The following is a 14815-nucleotide window of genomic DNA, read 5'->3' as shown; positions in this document are numbered from 1 at the left end:
GGGAAGTGTTCACCGGAATCGTCGAAGAGCTGGGTGAGATCACCGCCGTCGAGAACCTCGGCGACGCCTCCCGCTTCCGGCTCCGCGGCCCCATCGTGACCGAGGGCGCGCAGCACGGCGACTCCATCGCCGTGAACGGGGTCTGTCTCACCGTCGTGGAGCACGAGGGCGACGAGTTCACCGCCGATGTGATGGCGGAGACCCTGAACCGTTCCAGCCTCGGCGCGCTCGGCGTCGGCTCCCGCGTCAACCTGGAACGCCCCATGGCGGTGGGCGCGCGTCTCGGCGGGCACATCGTGCAGGGACACGTCGACGGCACCGGCGAGGTGCTGGAGCGCAAGCCCTCCGAGAACTGGGAGATCGTGAAGATCTCCCTCCCGGCGGACCTCTCCCGCTACGTCGTCGAGAAGGGCTCCATCACCGTCGACGGCATCAGCCTCACGGTCGTGGACGCAGGCCCCGACCACTTCACCGTCAGCCTCATCCCGACCACCCTGGCCCTGACCACGCTCGGCCTGAAGCAGCCGGGTGACCCGGTCAACCTCGAGGTCGACGTCGTCGCCAAGTACGTCGAGCGGCTCCTCGGCGACCGTGCCCAGGGAGCCACCAAGTGAACTGGCTGAACTCCGAGGCCTTCACCCTCTTCGGCCAGCGCATCATCTGGTCGGACATGACCGGCAACATCCTCGGCCTGATCACCCTCGCCCTCGGCTGGCGCCGCTCCCTGTGGACCTGGCCCGTGCAGTTCCTCTCCGGTCTCGTCCTCTTCGCCGCCTTCTACGGCCATCTGACCGGCAGCGCCGGCAAGCAGGCCGTCGTCATGGCCGTCGCGCTGTACGGCTGGTGGCAGTGGCGGCGCAGCCAGGGCCGGGCCGAGGACGGCCACATCACCCCCCGGTTCGCCAGTTGGCGCGAGCGTGCGGCGATGCTCGGCGCGGCCGCCGCCGGCACGGTCGCGGTGGCCCTGCTCTTCACGGCCTACCCGTCGCTGTCCTGGGACCCCTGGCCCGACGCCTACATCTTCGTCGGCACCGTCGTCGCCATGTACGCCCAGGCCAAGGGCATGGTCGAGTTCTGGATCGCCTGGCTGCTGGTCGACCTCGTCGGCGTCCCCCTCAACTTCGCCAACGGCTACGCCTTCTCCGGTTTCGTCTACGTCATCTACGGCGCACTCGTCCTGTGGGGCATGCGCGACTGGTGGCTGCGCTCCCGCAGGAATCCGCAGCCCGTCCTGGAAGGAGCCCCGGCATGACCTCGGCACCGCCCCTGTACGACATGGACACCATCGAGAACTTCGGGCTCGACCCCGTCGAGCAGGCCATCGCCGACATAGCGGCCGGCCGCCCGGTCGTGGTCGTCGACGACGAGGACCGGGAGAACGAGGGCGACCTCGTCATCGCCGCCGAGAAGGCCACCCCCGAGATCGTCGCCTTCATGATGAGCGAGTGCCGGGGACTCATCTGCGCCCCCATGGAGGGCGAGGAACTGGACCGGCTGCGGCTGCCGCAGATGGTCGAGGACAACACCGAGTCGATGAAGACCGCGTTCACCATCTCCGTGGACGCCTCCGCCGCGCACGGTGTGAGCACCGGCATCTCGGCCTCCGACCGCGCGACGACGCTCCAGCTCCTCGCGAGCGGCACGGCGGAGCCGACCGACTTCGTCCGCCCCGGCCACATCTTCCCGCTGCGCGCCAAGCCCGGTGGCGTCCTCGTCCGCAACGGCCACACCGAGGCCGCCGTGGACCTCGCCCGGCTCGCGGGTCTGCGTCCGGCCGGCGCCATCGTGGAGATCGCCGGCGAGGACGGCCGGATGCTGCGCCTGCCCGAGCTGATCCCGTTCGCCCGCAAGCACGGCCTGACGATCATCTCCATCGAGGACCTGATCGCCTACCGGCGCAGCAGCGAGCCCACCGTCCGCCGCGAGGCCGAGACCCGCCTGCCCACCAAGCACGGCACCTTCACCGCCTACGGCTACCGCTCCACCGTCGACGGCGTCGAACACGTCGCCCTCGTCCACGGCGACCTCGGCGCCGGCGAGGACGTCCTGGTCCGCGTCCACTCCGAATGCCTCACCGGTGACGTCTTCGGCTCCCTGCGCTGCGACTGCGGCCCCCAGCTGGACACCGCCCTGCGGCGCATCCAGGAGGAGGGCCGGGGCGTGGTCGTCTACCTGCGCGGCCACGAGGGGCGCGGCATCGGCCTGCTGTCCAAGCTCCGGGCGTACGAGCTGCAGGAGCGCGGTCGCGACACCCTGGACGCCAACCTCGAACTCGGCCTGCCCGCCGACGCCCGCGACTACGGCGCCGGTGCCCGGATCCTCGCCGACCTGGGGGTGCGCAGCGTCCGGCTGCTGACCAACAACCCCGACAAGACCGACGCGCTGTTGCGCCACGGCCTGAAGGTCACCGGCCGGGAGCCGATGCCGATCCAGGCCGGTGAGCACAACCTCCACTACCTGCGCACCAAGCGCGACCGTATGGGACACGACCTGCCCTGGCTGGACACCCCGGCCGTGGCGGCCAACCAGTAAGCACGACAGCAAGGCACTTAGGAGACACGTGAGCGGCAAGGGTGCACCGGAACTGTCCGTACGCAACGCGAGCGACCTCAGGGTCGCCGTCATCGCGGCGCAGTGGCACGAGAAGGTGATGGACGGTCTGGTGAACGGCGCCCTGCGCGCCCTGCACGACCTGGGGATCGACGAGCCGACCCTGATCCGGGTCCCCGGCAGCTTCGAACTCCCGGTCGCCGCCAAGGTGCTGGCCGGGCGCGGCTACGACGCCGTGGTCGCCCTCGGCGTCGTCATCCGCGGCGGCACCCCGCACTTCGACTACGTGTGCCAGGGCGTCACCCAGGGCCTCACCCAGGTCAGCGTCGAGACCGGTGTGCCCGTCGGCTTCGGCGTGCTCACCTGCGACACCGAGGAGCAGGCCCTGGACCGGGCCGGCCTGGAGGGCTCGAACGAGGACAAGGGCCACGAGGCGGTGACCGCCGCGGTCTCGACCGCCGCCACGCTCCGCTCAGTATCCGAGCCCTGGCACTGAGGCACCGGCCGGAGCGCGTAGGGTAAGGACCACCATGTCCAAGAAGACGTTCGAGGAGCTCTTCACCGAGCTCCAGCAGAAGGCCGCCCACGGCGACCCCGCCACCTCCCGCACCGCAGAGCTGGTCGGCAAGGGCGTCCATGCCATCGGCAAGAAGGTCGTCGAAGAGGCCGCCGAGGTCTGGATGGCCGCCGAGTACGAGGGCAGGGAGGCGGCCGCCGAGGAGATCTCCCAGCTGCTGTACCACATCCAGGTGATGATGGTCGCCCGCGGGATCTCCCTGGACGACGTCTACGCCCACCTGTAAGCCGCCCCGCAGTAACCGCCGTAGAAACCCCTTCACGCAAAGGAAGCCGACCTCATGCTGCGCATCGCCGTCCCCAACAAGGGTTCACTGTCCGGCCCTGCGGCGGAGATGCTGCATGAGGCCGGCTACCAGCAGCGCCGCGAGTCCAAGGAGCTGCGGATCGTCGACCCGGTGAACGAGGTCGAGTTCTTCTACCTCCGTCCGCGCGACATCGCGATCTACGTCGCCTCCGGCCGCCTCGACGTGGGCATCACCGGCCGCGACCTGCTGATCGACTCCGGCGCCGACGCCGAGGAGATCCTGCCGCTCGGCTTCGCCCGCTCCACCTTCCGCTTCGCCGCCAAGCCCGGCACCGCGAACGGCGTCGAGGACCTCAAGGGCAAGACGGTCGCCACCTCCTACGAGGGCATCGTCGCGGGGCACCTCGAGGACAGCGGCGTCGACGCCTCCGTCGTCCACCTCGACGGCGCCGTGGAGACCGCGATCGAGCTGGGCGTCGCCGAGGTCATCGCCGACGTCGTGGAGACCGGCACCAGCCTGCGCAACGCCGGCCTGGAGGTCTTCGGCGAGCCGATCATGAAGTCCGAGGCGATCGTCATCCGCCGCACCGGCACCGACGGCGAGGAGCCGAAGGTCCAGCAGTTCCTGCGCCGCCTCCAGGGCGTCCTGGTCGCACGGACGTACGTGATGATGGACTACGACTGCCGCGTCGAGCAGCTGGAGAAGGCCGTCGCGCTCACCCCCGGCCTGGAGTCCCCGACCGTCTCCCCGCTGCACAACGAGGGCTGGGTCGCGGTCCGCGCCATGGTCCCCGCCAAGGAGGCGCAGCGGATCATGGACGACCTCTACGCCATCGGCGCCCGCGCCATCCTCACCACGGCCATCCACGCCTGCCGCCTGTAAGAGGTGCGCACCGAGATGTCCGACACCCCCACCCTTCCCGTCACCTTCCGGCCGGGCCACACCCGGGCGATCCTGCTCACCGCCGGAGTGGTGATCTTCCTGACCATCTCCGGGATCGCGATGCTGCTGAAGCTCGGCCCGGGGGAGCGGGCGAGCTTCGTCGTCACCGGGGCGCTGATCTTCTGGGTGCTGGCCCGGCTGTCCCGGGTCAAGGTCGTCGCCGACGAGTCCGGGGTCACCGTGGTCAACATCGCCGGCAGACGGCGCCTGGACTGGGCGGAGATCGTCCAGGTGAACCTCCGTCCGGGGGATCCCTGGGTGTTCCTCAACCTCAGCGACGGCACCAGCCTGCCCGCGCTCGGCATCCAGCCGGGCCTCGCCAAGCAGCGCGCCATCGCCGACGCGCAGGCCCTCAGGGCCCTCGCCGAAGCCCGCTCCACGGCCCACCTGGCGGAAGATCAGGGCTGACTGGCGGCAGATCGGGGCTGACTCGGGGGCGTCCACCCTGCCCGAGCGGCCCGTGTCTTGATTAATCTGGTGACGGAGGCCGTTTCGCTGCGGCCCCGCCCCTGGAGCACCACCCGGTGCACAGGGGTTCCTGCTACCCGAGGAGTGACTCCCTCCAGCGATGGACGGATCGTCCTGTAGTACCTGCGCCGCCCCGACCCGACATACCGGGAAGGCGGTGGCAGCGTGACCATCTCCCTGCTGCTCCTCGGAGCGGCTTTCCTGCTGATCCTCGCCAACGGCTTCTTCGTGGCCGCCGAGTTCGGCCTGGTGACCGTCGAGGCGACCGAGGCCGAGAAGGCGGCCGCCGAGGGCGACCGACGGGCCCGTAGGGTGGCCGAGTCGCTCAAGGAGCTGTCCTTCCAGCTCTCCGGCACCCAGCTCGGCATCACCATCACCTCCCTGGTCGTCGGCATGCTCGCCGAACCGGCCCTGGCCGAGCTGCTGCGCGGCCCGTTCGCCGCGACCGGCCTCCCGGACGGCGCCGTCTCCGGTGTCGCCGTGGTCGTCGGCATGCTGCTGGCCTCCGCGATCCAGATGGTGATCGGCGAGCTCGTGCCCAAGAACTGGGCGGTGTCCAAGCCACTGCAGGTCGCCCGGTTCGTGGCCGGCCCGCAGCACCGCTTCGCCCGCCTGTTCCGCCCGGTGATCGCCGCGCTCAACACCGTCGCCAACCGGCTGGTGCGGGCCCTCGGCGTCGAACCCGCCGAGGAACTGGCCTCCGCCCGTACCCCGGGCGAACTCGTCTCCCTGGCCCGGCACTCCGCCCAGGCCGGCGCCCTGGAACAGGACACGGCCGACCTGTTCGTCCGCACCCTGTCCCTCGGGGAGCTGACCGCGCAGCACGTCATGACCCCGCGCGTGAAGGTCAGTGCCCTCCAGGACTCGGCCACCGCCGAGGACGTCGTCAACCTCACCCGGGCCACCGGCCTGTCCCGCTTCCCCGTCTACCGGGAGAAGATCGACGAGATCGTGGGCATGGCCCATCTGAAGGACGCCCTCGCGGTCCCCGTGCACGACCGGCTGCGCACCCCGGTGAGCCGCATCGCCCGCAAGGCGCTGCTGGTCCCGGAGACCCTGCCGGTCCGGCCCCTGCTCGCCCGGCTGCGCTCCGAGCAGCCCATCGCGGTCGTCATCGACGAGTACGGCGGCACGGCGGGCGTGGTCACCCTGGAGGACATCGTCGAGGAACTCGTCGGCGAGGTGCGTGACGAGCACGACGCCAAGGACATGCCCGAGCTGGCCCCCGCCCCGCCGGAGGACGGCCGGCCCGCGTGGGACGCCGACGGCAGCTGCCGCGTCGACATCCTCCAGCGCATAGGCCTCGACGTGCCCGAGGGGCCGTACGAGACGGTCGCCGGACTCGTCGCCGACCTGCTCGGCCGTATCCCGGCCCCCGGTGACCGGGCCGAACTGCCCGGCTGGCGGCTCTCGGTCCGCCAGGTCGGCCACTACCGCGCCGAACGGGTCCGCCTGGTCAGGACGACGCCGTCGGTGAACGTGATGGAGGCCGCCCGATGAGCGTTCTCCAACTGTTCTTCGCCACGCTGCTGGTGCTCGCCAACGGCTTCTTCGTCGGTGCCGAGTTCGCGCTCGTCTCCGTGCGCCGCAGCCAGATCGAACCGCTCGGCACCGCCCGGGCCCGCCAGGTGCTCCACGGCCTCGAACGCCTGCCCCAGATGATGGCGGCGGCCCAGTTCGGCATCACGGTCTGCTCGCTGACGCTGGGCGCGGTGGCCGAGCCGACGGTGGCGCATCTGCTGGAGCCGGTGTTCGCGGCGGTCCACCTCCCCGACGGCATGGTCCACCCGCTTGGCTATGTCATCGCGTTGGCCGCCGTGGTCTTCTGCCACCTGGTCATCGGCGAGATGGTGCCGAAGAACCTCGCGATGGCGGCCCCCGAGAAGGCGGCGCTGTGGCTGAGCCCCGGCCTGGTCTGGTTCGCCCGCCTGTGCAGGCCCATCACCGTGGCCCTCGGCGCCTGCGCCCAGGGCATCCTGCGGCTCTTCCGCGTCGAGCCCAAGGACGAGGTCGAGGCCGTCGTCACCAGCGAGCAGCTCAACCGCCTGCTGGAGGACTCCGGCCAGGCGGGCCTGCTCGACCCCGAGGAGCGGGAACGCCTGGAGGACGCGCTGGAACTGGGCTCCCGCCCGGTGACCGACGTCCTGCTGCCCCGGGAGTCCCTGGTCACGGTGGCCCCGTCGGTCACCCCGGGCGAGATCGTCGAGCTGACGGCCCGCACGGGTTACTCCCGCTTCCCGGTCTCGGCGACCGACAAGGGGCCCTTCATGGGTTATGTCCACGTCAAGGATGTTCTCGACCTGGAGAACTCCGACCGCGCCGTCCCGCAGCACGTCTGGCGCCCCATGACCACCCTGCGGGCCGAGCTGCCGCTCGACGACGCGCTGACGGTCATGCGGCGGGCGGCCACGCACCTGGCCCAGGTCGCCGATGCCTCCGGCAAGGTGCTGGGTCTGGTCGCTCTGGAGGACGTCCTGGAACTGCTGGTGGGCGAGGTACGGGATCCGGCGCACCGGGAGATGCCGGAGCCGCGGGTGAGCGGGGAGCCGGAACAGGTGCTCGCCTCCTAGCTGGGGGCGGGGAGCAGCGCGGGCGCGGGTGCGTCGTGGCCGGTCGCGCCCGCGCGGCGGAGCCGCGGACCAAACACGGTCCCGCAAGCCTTCGGGCGCGCTTCAGATACCCGGCGGATCCTGTGGCCCCCGCCCCGACAGCACCTCCCCGTACGCCTGCATCAGATCCGGCAACCGCAGCGTCGCCAGGTCCTCCCGCGACAGCGACCCCGCGTACGTCGACAGCCGGAGATCCCGGTACGCGCAGCTCTTCTCGTACAGCGTCCGCAGGAAGCGGCCGTTGCCCAACTCGTCGATCCACCCCTGCTGGACCACGTGCCCGGCGATCGAGCGCAGTTCCTCCAGCGCCTCCTCGTCCCACACGTCCCCGTTCTCCGCGGCCAGCACCTTCCCGATCTCGGTGAGTTCCTGCGGCCGGTAGGAGGGGAAGTCGACGCGGGTCGTGAACCGGGAGGACAGTCCGGGGTTCGCGGCCAGCAGCCGGTCCATGCCCTCCGGATAGCCGGCGAGGATCACCACCAGATGGTCCCGGTTGTCCTCGGCCCGCTTCAGCAGCACCTGCAAGGCCTCGTCGCCGTACGCGTCCCCCTTGCCGTATCCGGAGTTGGACAGCGAGTACGCCTCGTCCACGAACAGCACCCCGCCGATCGCGGAGTCGATCAACTCGTTGGCCTTCACGGCCGTCTGCCCGAGGTATTCGCCGACGAGATCCGCCCGCTGGGCCTCCACCAGGTGATCCCCGCCGAGCAGGCCCAGCGCGTAGAAGACCCGCCCCAGGATCCGGGCCACCGTGGTCTTCCCGGTCCCCGACGGCCCCGAGAAGACGAAGTGCCGCTTCGGAGGCTGCACCGGCAGCCCCTGCCCGGCCCGCAACCGGGCCATGTTCAGCTGTGCGGACAACGCCTTGACCTGACGTTTCACCGGCTCCAGCCCCACCATGCGCTCAAGCTCGGCGAGCGCCTCCTCCAGCAGCGCGGGATCGGTCGGCCCGGCCGGAATGGGGGAGGAGGAGACCCCGGACTTCACCCGCACCGCCGGATCGCTCACCGACGGCAGGGGGCCCGTCGGCAGATCCGGTTCCGGCAGCCGCAGATCGCGGCCCTCGGTGCCGAAGAGCGGATCGAATCCGTCCGGCCCGTCCACGCTGTCCTGCCCGGCACCGGTCAGGGTGATCGCGGCCAGGTCGGCGGTGTCGTCGTACCCGTCGCCCTCGGCGATCGCTGCCAGCCGTGCCGAGGTGTCCATGAAGGCCGGGTCGACGCGGTGCACGGCCCGGTACAGGGGCAGCGCCGCCGCCGAGCGGCCCGTGCCCTCGTGCGCCCGCGCCAGCCAGTAGCGCAGCTCCTTGCGCTGCGGCTGCTCGCTGCGGCAGCGCATCAGCGCCGCCGAAAGGAGGGGCTCGGCCTGCCCGTACGTCTCCAGCCGGACTCTGGCCATGCCGCCGAACAGGCCCGCCTCGATGCCGAGCATGGGATCGTCCAGCAGCGGGTCGGTGTGCCGTACCAGCTGTTCCCAGTCCTTGACCAGATAGGCGCGGCAGGCGTGCAGGAAGCGGACCTGCGGGTCGGTGTCGACCGGGGGCAGCCCGGCGAGGGCCCGGTCCAGCTCGGGCACGTGCCGGCCGTCCAGCCAGTGCGAGGCGTGCGCGAGCAGCAGATCGCGCGGGCTCTCCAGTACCGGCTGCACCCACCAGCCCAGCCAGTACCAGGAGTTGAGCGTTCTGCGGTGCCGGGCGCGCTGTTCGCCGAAGCGGTCGCGGTGCCGGAACATCCTGAGCAGTGCGGTCGTCGTGTCGACCCGGAGAGCGTGCAGCCCGAGCCAGCCGTCGGCCATCCCCGGGTCCATCCGCACCGCGGTGCGGAACTCCTCCTCAGCCTGCGGATAGGCGCCCATCGTGTAGGCGTCCACACCCCGCAGCCAGGCCAGGTCGGCCGGGGCCTCGGGGCCCTGCGTGCCGAAGTCCATCCCGTCCCCCCACAGACCGTGTCCCCGTGGATCACCACCGGGCAGTCGCCCGACGGCCGCCGCGGTCGAACCGCCGTGCCGCGGACCGGAGTTACCGGTGCGCCAGGCAGCCTCGAAGGTCGCACCGTGGGCATCGTACCCGCGCGACGACCGCGTGCCGAAGGGTGCCGCACAGGCCGTTTGACGAGGTGGGAGCAGACGGGCGGAGACGGCTCGGTGACCGAGGGTGAGCGGATCGGTGCGCCGGGCGCCCGGAGAGGGGTGCGTGGGCAGAACGAAGCCCCCGGTCACGGGGGAACAACCGGGGGCTTCGCGTCAGGGGGCGGTCCGTATGACCGCTCATTGAGAACGTAAGACCTGTACGGCCCCCGGGTCAAGCGGAGTTGAGACAGTTCGAGAAGTTCCTCCGCAAGGGTCTTCACGGCTTCACCACAACGCGGACGGTCCGTTACTCTGGGTGACGCCTTGGTTCGGTTCACGGGTTGACCCAGGCCCCGGCAGCACCTCATACCCCTCATGCGTCTGCAGTACCAGAAGATCGGCATGGGGGCGCGAGGGGTCCTCGGCGAAGTGCGCGCGCTCCGCCTCGACCCAGCCGCTCCAGAACTCCCGCTGCTCATCCCCGTCCCGCCGCCGGCCGCGCGTCCAGGACTCCTCCCGGGGCAGCTCCATCCACAGCAGCAGCGCCAGATGCGGCCGCAGCGCCCGGCGGCCGGCACCGACCCCTTCGACGAGCACCACGGGCGCCGCCGGAAGCGGGCGCGGCGCGCCGAAGGTGCGGGCACGCCAGTCGTAGGGGGTGTAGGACGCGCTCTCGCCGCGGGCGAACGGGTGGATCACCTGGGCCATGAGCCGGTCGGTCCACTCGAAGAGCTGCTCGTGGCTGGCGATGTCGTCGAGGTGCAGCACCGGGGCCCCGCCGAGCGCGGCGGCCAAGTGCCCGGCGAAGGTGGACTTTCCCGAGCCGGCGTGTCCGTCGACGCCGATCAGCCGGACCGGCCCGAGGGAGGGGGGAAGCCCGCGCAGCCGGGCGGCGAGGTCGCGAATGGTGGTTCCCCCGGGGTGGGTCGGTGTGGGCGGTTTTCCGGAAACAGTGTAGTAGTGGTCGCGTTTTGAACCATCGGCTGGCGGCCAGTCAATGGCGCAGATAAACATTCGCGAATCCCCTGACCGATATGTCGAATTAGGCGTTCCGGGGGTGCCCGCCGCTGAGTAGGGTGCCTCCAGCGCAACCGCTGTGCGCCGTACGGGGACTGGCAGGGGGACATGGCCACGGAGTTATTCGAAGGGCACTATGTGTGGCACCCGGCGGCCGACGACCGTGTCCTGGCGAGCGTATGCGTCGATGTGCGCGCCGGGCGTTACCGATACGCGTACGAGGCCCTCGCCGAGACGCGCACCGACTTCGCCCTGCGCGCCCATCGCTCGCTGGTCCTCGCCTCCGAGGCGGCCGGCACCGACCTGGTCGAGCGCTGGCTCGCCGAGGAGCCGACGCCCGAGGCGGCGCTGATGTGGGCCCGGGTCGCCGTGCAGCGCGCGCTGCGGGCCGCCGACGCCCGCGACGAGCGTGCCGAGGCGCTGGAGCGGATCGCGCTGACCGCCTGTGACCGCGCCGCCGCCATGGCTCCCGAGGACCCCACGCCGTGGGTCGCCAAGCTCGCCATGGCCCGGCTGCATCGGCTGCGCGACCCGGCCCCGCGGGGTCTGCTCACCGCCCCGCCCGGCCCCTGGCGGCTGTTCGCGCACGTCCTGTCGCTGGACCCCTGGCACCGCGAGGGCCACCACCGCTTCCTGTCGTCCTTCTTCACGCGGTACGGCGGCTCGGTGAACGCGGCCTGGGACGTGGCCGCCTTCCTCAGCCAGCGGGCGCCCGCCGACTCCGCCCTCCGGCTGCTGCCGCTGGTGGCCCTGGTGGAGAGCTACAACCCGACCCAGCTGCTCGCCGACCGCGTCTGGGAAGAGCCGCAGTGGCGCTCCACCGCGCTGGCGATCTACCAGAACTGGCTGCCGGCGGTGTCCGGTTACCGCTTCACGCCGGTGCTCGACCTGGCCTACCTCGCGCACGCCCTGGTCATGGCCCGGTGCGAGTTCGAGGCCCGGGCGGTGTTCACGGCGATGGGTCCGTACGCCTCGCGCATGCCCTGGAGCGCCTTCGGCGACCCCGCCGAACAGCTCTCCCGGGCCCGCCGCGCCTGCGGCCTGCCCGTCCCGCGGCCCGACTGATCTGCACATGCTCTGCCCATTCACTCGGATTCACTCAGAGAAAGGCCGAACTGTGTCGGAACGGACATCGACGTCCCGCGCGAAGGCCCGCGCGGACGCGGACGCGGTCGTGCTCGACGACGACGCGACCCTGCATGCGATGGGTTATCCGCGGAAACTCACCCGGCGCTTCCAGGCGTTCGACAATTTCGCGATCTCCTTCACCATCATCAATATCCTCTCGGGCATTTTCTCGTCCTTCGGATTCGGTATGAACGCGGGCGGGCCGCGCATTCTCGTCTTCGGCTGGATCGGGGTCTGCGTCATGGTGCTGCTCATCGGCGCGGCCATGGCGGAAGTCGCCTCGGCCTATCCGACGAGCGGTGCCCTGTATTTCTCCGCCGGTAAACTTGCAAAGCGGCACAAGGGCGCCTGGTCCTGGTTCACCGGCTGGCTGAACTTCGTGGGCCAGATCGGCGGCACCGCCGCCACGGGCTATGCGGCCGCCACCTTCATCCAGGCCTTCATCCACCTGCAGTGGCCCTCCTACCAGCCCACGGCGCACCAGACGGTGCTGATCACGGCCCTGATCATCGTCGTGCAGGGCCTGGCCAACACCTACACCGTGCAGCTCGTCGCCGTACTGAACCGTATTTCCGTGTGGTGGCTGCTGATCGGACTCGTCGTGATCGTGGGCGCACTCATAGTGATGCCCGATCACCATCAGCCGGTGTCCTTCGTGACGCATTTCGAGAACAACACCGGCTTCACGAGCGGACTTTACGGCGGCATGCTCGGCCTGCTGGTCACCAGCTGGACGTTCACCGGGTTCGACGGCAGCTTCCACATGTCCGAGGAAACGGTCCACGCGACGATCAACGCGCCCAAGGGGATCACCCGCTCCATCGGCTATTCGGCGATCACCGGCCTGATCCTGATGCTGGCCCTGGTCTACAGCATCGGCGACTACGCCAAGGTGGCCGGTTCGGACGCGCCGCCCGTCCAGATTCTCATCGACGGCCTCGGCCTCGGCACCGCCAAGGTCATGCTCCTCGTCGTCATCGGAGCGATGCTCTTCTGCGGTCTCGCCAACCTCACCAGCAACACGCGGCAGATCTTCGCCTTCTCCCGCGACGGCGCCATGCCCGGCTCCCGCTGGTGGCACTCGGTCTCGCCGCGCACCCGTACGCCCGTGAAGGCGGTGTGGCTCGCGGTCGCCTGCTCGGTGGCCCTGGTCGTGCCCGGCTGGTGGTCGCACACCGCGTTCACCGCGATCGTCAGCGTCAACGTGGTCGGTCTCTTCCTCGCCTACGCCGTGCCGATCTTCCTTCGCCTCCGGCTCGGTGACGAGTTCCAGCCGGGGCCCTGGCACCTGGGCCGCTGGGGGCGTCCGGTCGGCTGGCTGGCCGTGATCTGGATCGTGCTCAGCAGCGTTCTGTTCATGCTGCCGCAGGCCTCGCCGATCACGTCCGACTCCTTCAACTACGCGCCGATCGCGCTCGCCGCCGTACTGGTCGTGGCGACGGTGTGGTGGTTCGCCACGGCCCGCCGCCGCTTCCAGGGGCCGATCAGCTACGGCCGGCCCGACGAGGTCGCCGCGATGGATCTCGTCTGACGCCGAGCACCCCAGCAGGAGGCGTCCGGCTCGGGTGGTTGCGGGGAACTGTGCGGCTGTGGGCCGGTCGCGCAGTTCCCCGCGCCCGTTCGGGGCACTGGTCGCCGTCCCACTCTGCCGTTCCAGTGGCCGAGACCAATATTGATGGCGCCGCTCACGCAGAAGTGCTGGCAGCGCCCTGCCTCCTGCTCCATAGTTGGCGCACACACCGCACCGGATCATCGGACACCTGGGGGTAATCGCGCCCATGAGCAGAGCCCAACAGCCGTCCCGCAGAACCGTCCTCACCGCAGCCGTCGCCGTCGCGGTGGCCGGCGGAACGGCCCCCGCTGCCGCCGCCACGCAGCGACCCGCCACCGAGGCCGACGACCCCGGCCAGGCGCCGGCCCGCCCGATCGACTACCACGCCTGGACCACGTACAGCGAGTGGCGCCTCGGCGCCGCCCAGGGTGTCCGGGCCGTCGCCGGCGCCCGCCCCGCCGTCGTGCTCGGCGCCCCCGCCGGCCGCACCGACTACACCGACCCGCACACCGGTACGACCGCCACCTGGGAGTACGCCACCTGGACCTCCCCGGTCCACAAGCTCACCGTCCCCGCCACCGAGGTCGTCTCCTCCTGGAACGCCCACACCCCCGACGGCACCTGGCTCCAGGTGGAACTACAGGGCACGTACTCCGACGGCACCGCGACCCCGTGGTACGTGATGGCCCGCTGGGCGGCCGGTGACCAGGACATCAAGCGGACCTCGGTGGACGGCCAGAGCGACGGCAAGAGCACCATCTGGACCGACACCTTCGCCATCGACGACGCGAGCACCGGCCTGCGCCTGACCTCGTACCGGCTGCGCCTCACCCTGTACCGCAGGCCGGGGACGCGGCTCACGCCGACCGTGTGGCGGCTGGGCGCCATGGGGTCCGACATCCCCGACCGCTTCACGGTCCCCGCCTCCACCCCCGGCCTCGCCCAGGAACTGGCCGTCCCGCGCTACTCGCAGGAGATCCACAAGGGCCAGTACCCGCAGTACGACAACGGTGGCGAGGCCTGGTGCAGCCCCACCTCCTCGCAGATGATCATCGAGTACTGGGGCGGCCGGCTCACCCCCGAGCAGTTGTCCTGGGTCGACCCGGCGTACGCCGACCCGCAGGTGGACCACGCCGCCCGCTTCACCTACGACTACCAGTACGAGGGCTGCGGGAACTGGCCGTTCAACGCCGCCTACGCGGCCACCTTCGAGGGTCTCCAGGGCGTGGTCACCCGCCTCGCCTCGCTCACCGACCTGGAGACGCTGATCGCGGCCGGCATCCCGGCCATAACGTCCCAGTCGTTCCTGAAGACCGAGCTGACCGGCGCAGGCTACGGCACCTCCGGCCATCTGATGACAGTGATCGGCTTCACCGCGGACGGCGACGTGATCGCGGGCGATCCGGCCTCGCCGAGCGACGACGCGGTACGACGGGTCTATCTGCGCCGGGAGTTCGAGAACATCTGGCTGCGCACCAAGCGGTACAACGCCTCCGGCAAGGTCGTCTCCGGCACCGGGGGAGTCTGCTACCTCTACTTCCCGGCCCACCCGAGCCCGCGTCAGCGCAAGGCGCTCGCGGCGGTGGGCGTGCGCTGACCAGGTGAGCACGACCGTGTGAGCAAGCTCATCGCCCGCGAACGCCGTCGCGGGTGGCAAG

General features: G+C 70.8%; 14 protein-coding genes. 12 read left to right on the top strand and 2 right to left on the bottom strand.

Features of this window, described 5'->3' with window-relative positions:
• Positions 1-5: 5 nt before the first annotated feature.
• The 9 genes from ACZ418_RS22665 to ACZ418_RS22625 all read left to right on the top strand — a co-directional run bounded on the left by ACZ418_RS22665 (position 6) and on the right by ACZ418_RS22625 (position 7354).
• The gene (locus ACZ418_RS22665) at positions 6-614 is read left to right on the top strand and encodes a riboflavin synthase (RefSeq protein ID WP_468365671.1); all 609 of its coding nucleotides are present in this window, start codon (positions 6-8) and stop codon (positions 612-614) included.
• Positions 611-1252, top strand: a complete 642-nt coding sequence (locus ACZ418_RS22660) for a nicotinamide mononucleotide transporter family protein (RefSeq protein ID WP_468365668.1) — start codon at positions 611-613, stop codon at positions 1250-1252. Before ACZ418_RS22665 ends, ACZ418_RS22660 begins: the two co-directional genes overlap by 4 nt.
• Complete coding sequence (locus ACZ418_RS22655; protein ID WP_468365666.1) at positions 1249-2532, top strand: bifunctional 3,4-dihydroxy-2-butanone-4-phosphate synthase/GTP cyclohydrolase II; 1284 nt, start codon at positions 1249-1251, stop codon at positions 2530-2532. The genes ACZ418_RS22660 and ACZ418_RS22655 overlap by 4 nt, the downstream gene beginning before the upstream one ends.
• A 28-nt stretch (positions 2533-2560) precedes the next feature.
• Positions 2561-3046 (top strand): 6,7-dimethyl-8-ribityllumazine synthase, encoded by a 486-nt coding sequence (gene ribH / locus ACZ418_RS22650; protein ID WP_450983218.1) that lies wholly within the window; start codon positions 2561-2563, stop codon positions 3044-3046.
• A gap of 34 nt (positions 3047-3080) precedes the next feature.
• Positions 3081-3353 carry a phosphoribosyl-ATP diphosphatase gene (locus tag ACZ418_RS22645; RefSeq protein ID WP_468365663.1) on the top strand — a complete coding sequence of 91 codons (273 nt, stop codon included), beginning with the start codon at positions 3081-3083 and terminating at the stop codon, positions 3351-3353.
• Positions 3354-3407: 54 nt separating this feature from the next.
• The gene (hisG, locus tag ACZ418_RS22640; RefSeq protein ID WP_351809548.1) at positions 3408-4256 is read left to right on the top strand and encodes an ATP phosphoribosyltransferase; all 849 of its coding nucleotides are present in this window, start codon (positions 3408-3410) and stop codon (positions 4254-4256) included.
• Between the two features lie 15 nt (positions 4257-4271).
• Positions 4272-4724, top strand: coding sequence for a PH domain-containing protein (locus ACZ418_RS22635; protein ID WP_468365659.1), 453 nt, complete (start codon positions 4272-4274; stop codon positions 4722-4724).
• A gap of 225 nt (positions 4725-4949) precedes the next feature.
• Complete coding sequence (locus ACZ418_RS22630) at positions 4950-6284, top strand: hemolysin family protein (protein ID WP_468365657.1); 1335 nt, start codon at positions 4950-4952, stop codon at positions 6282-6284.
• Positions 6281-7354 carry a hemolysin family protein gene (locus ACZ418_RS22625; RefSeq protein ID WP_468365654.1) on the top strand — a complete coding sequence of 358 codons (1074 nt, stop codon included), beginning with the start codon at positions 6281-6283 and terminating at the stop codon, positions 7352-7354. The genes ACZ418_RS22630 and ACZ418_RS22625 overlap by 4 nt, the downstream gene beginning before the upstream one ends.
• A 102-nt stretch (positions 7355-7456) precedes the next feature.
• Here ACZ418_RS22625 and ACZ418_RS22620 read toward each other — a convergent pair whose 3' ends face one another.
• A complete protein-coding gene (locus ACZ418_RS22620; RefSeq protein WP_468365652.1) occupies positions 7457-9319 on the bottom strand; it encodes an AAA family ATPase in 1863 nt (620 codons plus the stop codon).
• Between the two features lie 426 nt (positions 9320-9745).
• A complete protein-coding gene (locus ACZ418_RS22615; protein ID WP_468366533.1) occupies positions 9746-10366 on the bottom strand; it encodes a uridine kinase family protein in 621 nt (206 codons plus the stop codon).
• A gap of 219 nt (positions 10367-10585) precedes the next feature.
• Between ACZ418_RS22615 and ACZ418_RS22610 the strand changes: the two genes are divergently transcribed.
• From ACZ418_RS22610 to ACZ418_RS22600, 3 genes are all read left to right on the top strand, one after another.
• Positions 10586-11542 (top strand): hypothetical protein, encoded by a 957-nt coding sequence (locus tag ACZ418_RS22610; protein ID WP_468365649.1) that lies wholly within the window; start codon positions 10586-10588, stop codon positions 11540-11542.
• Positions 11543-11594: 52 nt separating this feature from the next.
• Positions 11595-13136, top strand: coding sequence for an amino acid permease (locus ACZ418_RS22605; RefSeq protein ID WP_468365646.1), 1542 nt, complete (start codon positions 11595-11597; stop codon positions 13134-13136).
• Positions 13137-13383: 247 nt separating this feature from the next.
• The gene (locus ACZ418_RS22600) at positions 13384-14754 is read left to right on the top strand and encodes a peptidase C39 family protein (RefSeq protein ID WP_468365644.1); all 1371 of its coding nucleotides are present in this window, start codon (positions 13384-13386) and stop codon (positions 14752-14754) included.
• Positions 14755-14815: the final 61 nt, after the last annotated feature.

The organism is Streptomyces sp. NPDC030820 (assembly GCF_055572075.1).
The sequence above is the reverse complement of the archived record's forward strand: the minus strand, read 5'-3'. Positions and strand labels throughout refer to the sequence as shown.

Bases quoted from the DNA above. Each gene is read 5' to 3' on its own strand.
- ACZ418_RS22655 (WP_468365666.1), top strand. From the start codon at position 1,249: ATGACCTCGGCACCGCCCCTGTACGACATGGACACCATCGAGAACTTC.
- ACZ418_RS22645 (WP_468365663.1), top strand. From the start codon at position 3,081: ATGTCCAAGAAGACGTTCGAGGAGCTCTTCACCGAGCTCCAGCAGAAG.
- hisG (WP_351809548.1), top strand. From the start codon at position 3,408: ATGCTGCGCATCGCCGTCCCCAACAAGGGTTCACTGTCCGGCCCTGCG.
- ACZ418_RS22635 (WP_468365659.1), top strand. From the start codon at position 4,272: ATGTCCGACACCCCCACCCTTCCCGTCACCTTCCGGCCGGGCCACACC.
- ACZ418_RS22625 (WP_468365654.1), top strand. From the start codon at position 6,281: ATGAGCGTTCTCCAACTGTTCTTCGCCACGCTGCTGGTGCTCGCCAAC.
- ACZ418_RS22620 (WP_468365652.1), bottom strand. From the start codon at position 9,319: ATGGACTTCGGCACGCAGGGCCCCGAGGCCCCGGCCGACCTGGCCTGG.
- ACZ418_RS22610 (WP_468365649.1), top strand. From the start codon at position 10,586: ATGGCCACGGAGTTATTCGAAGGGCACTATGTGTGGCACCCGGCGGCC.
- ACZ418_RS22600 (WP_468365644.1), top strand. From the start codon at position 13,384: ATGAGCAGAGCCCAACAGCCGTCCCGCAGAACCGTCCTCACCGCAGCC.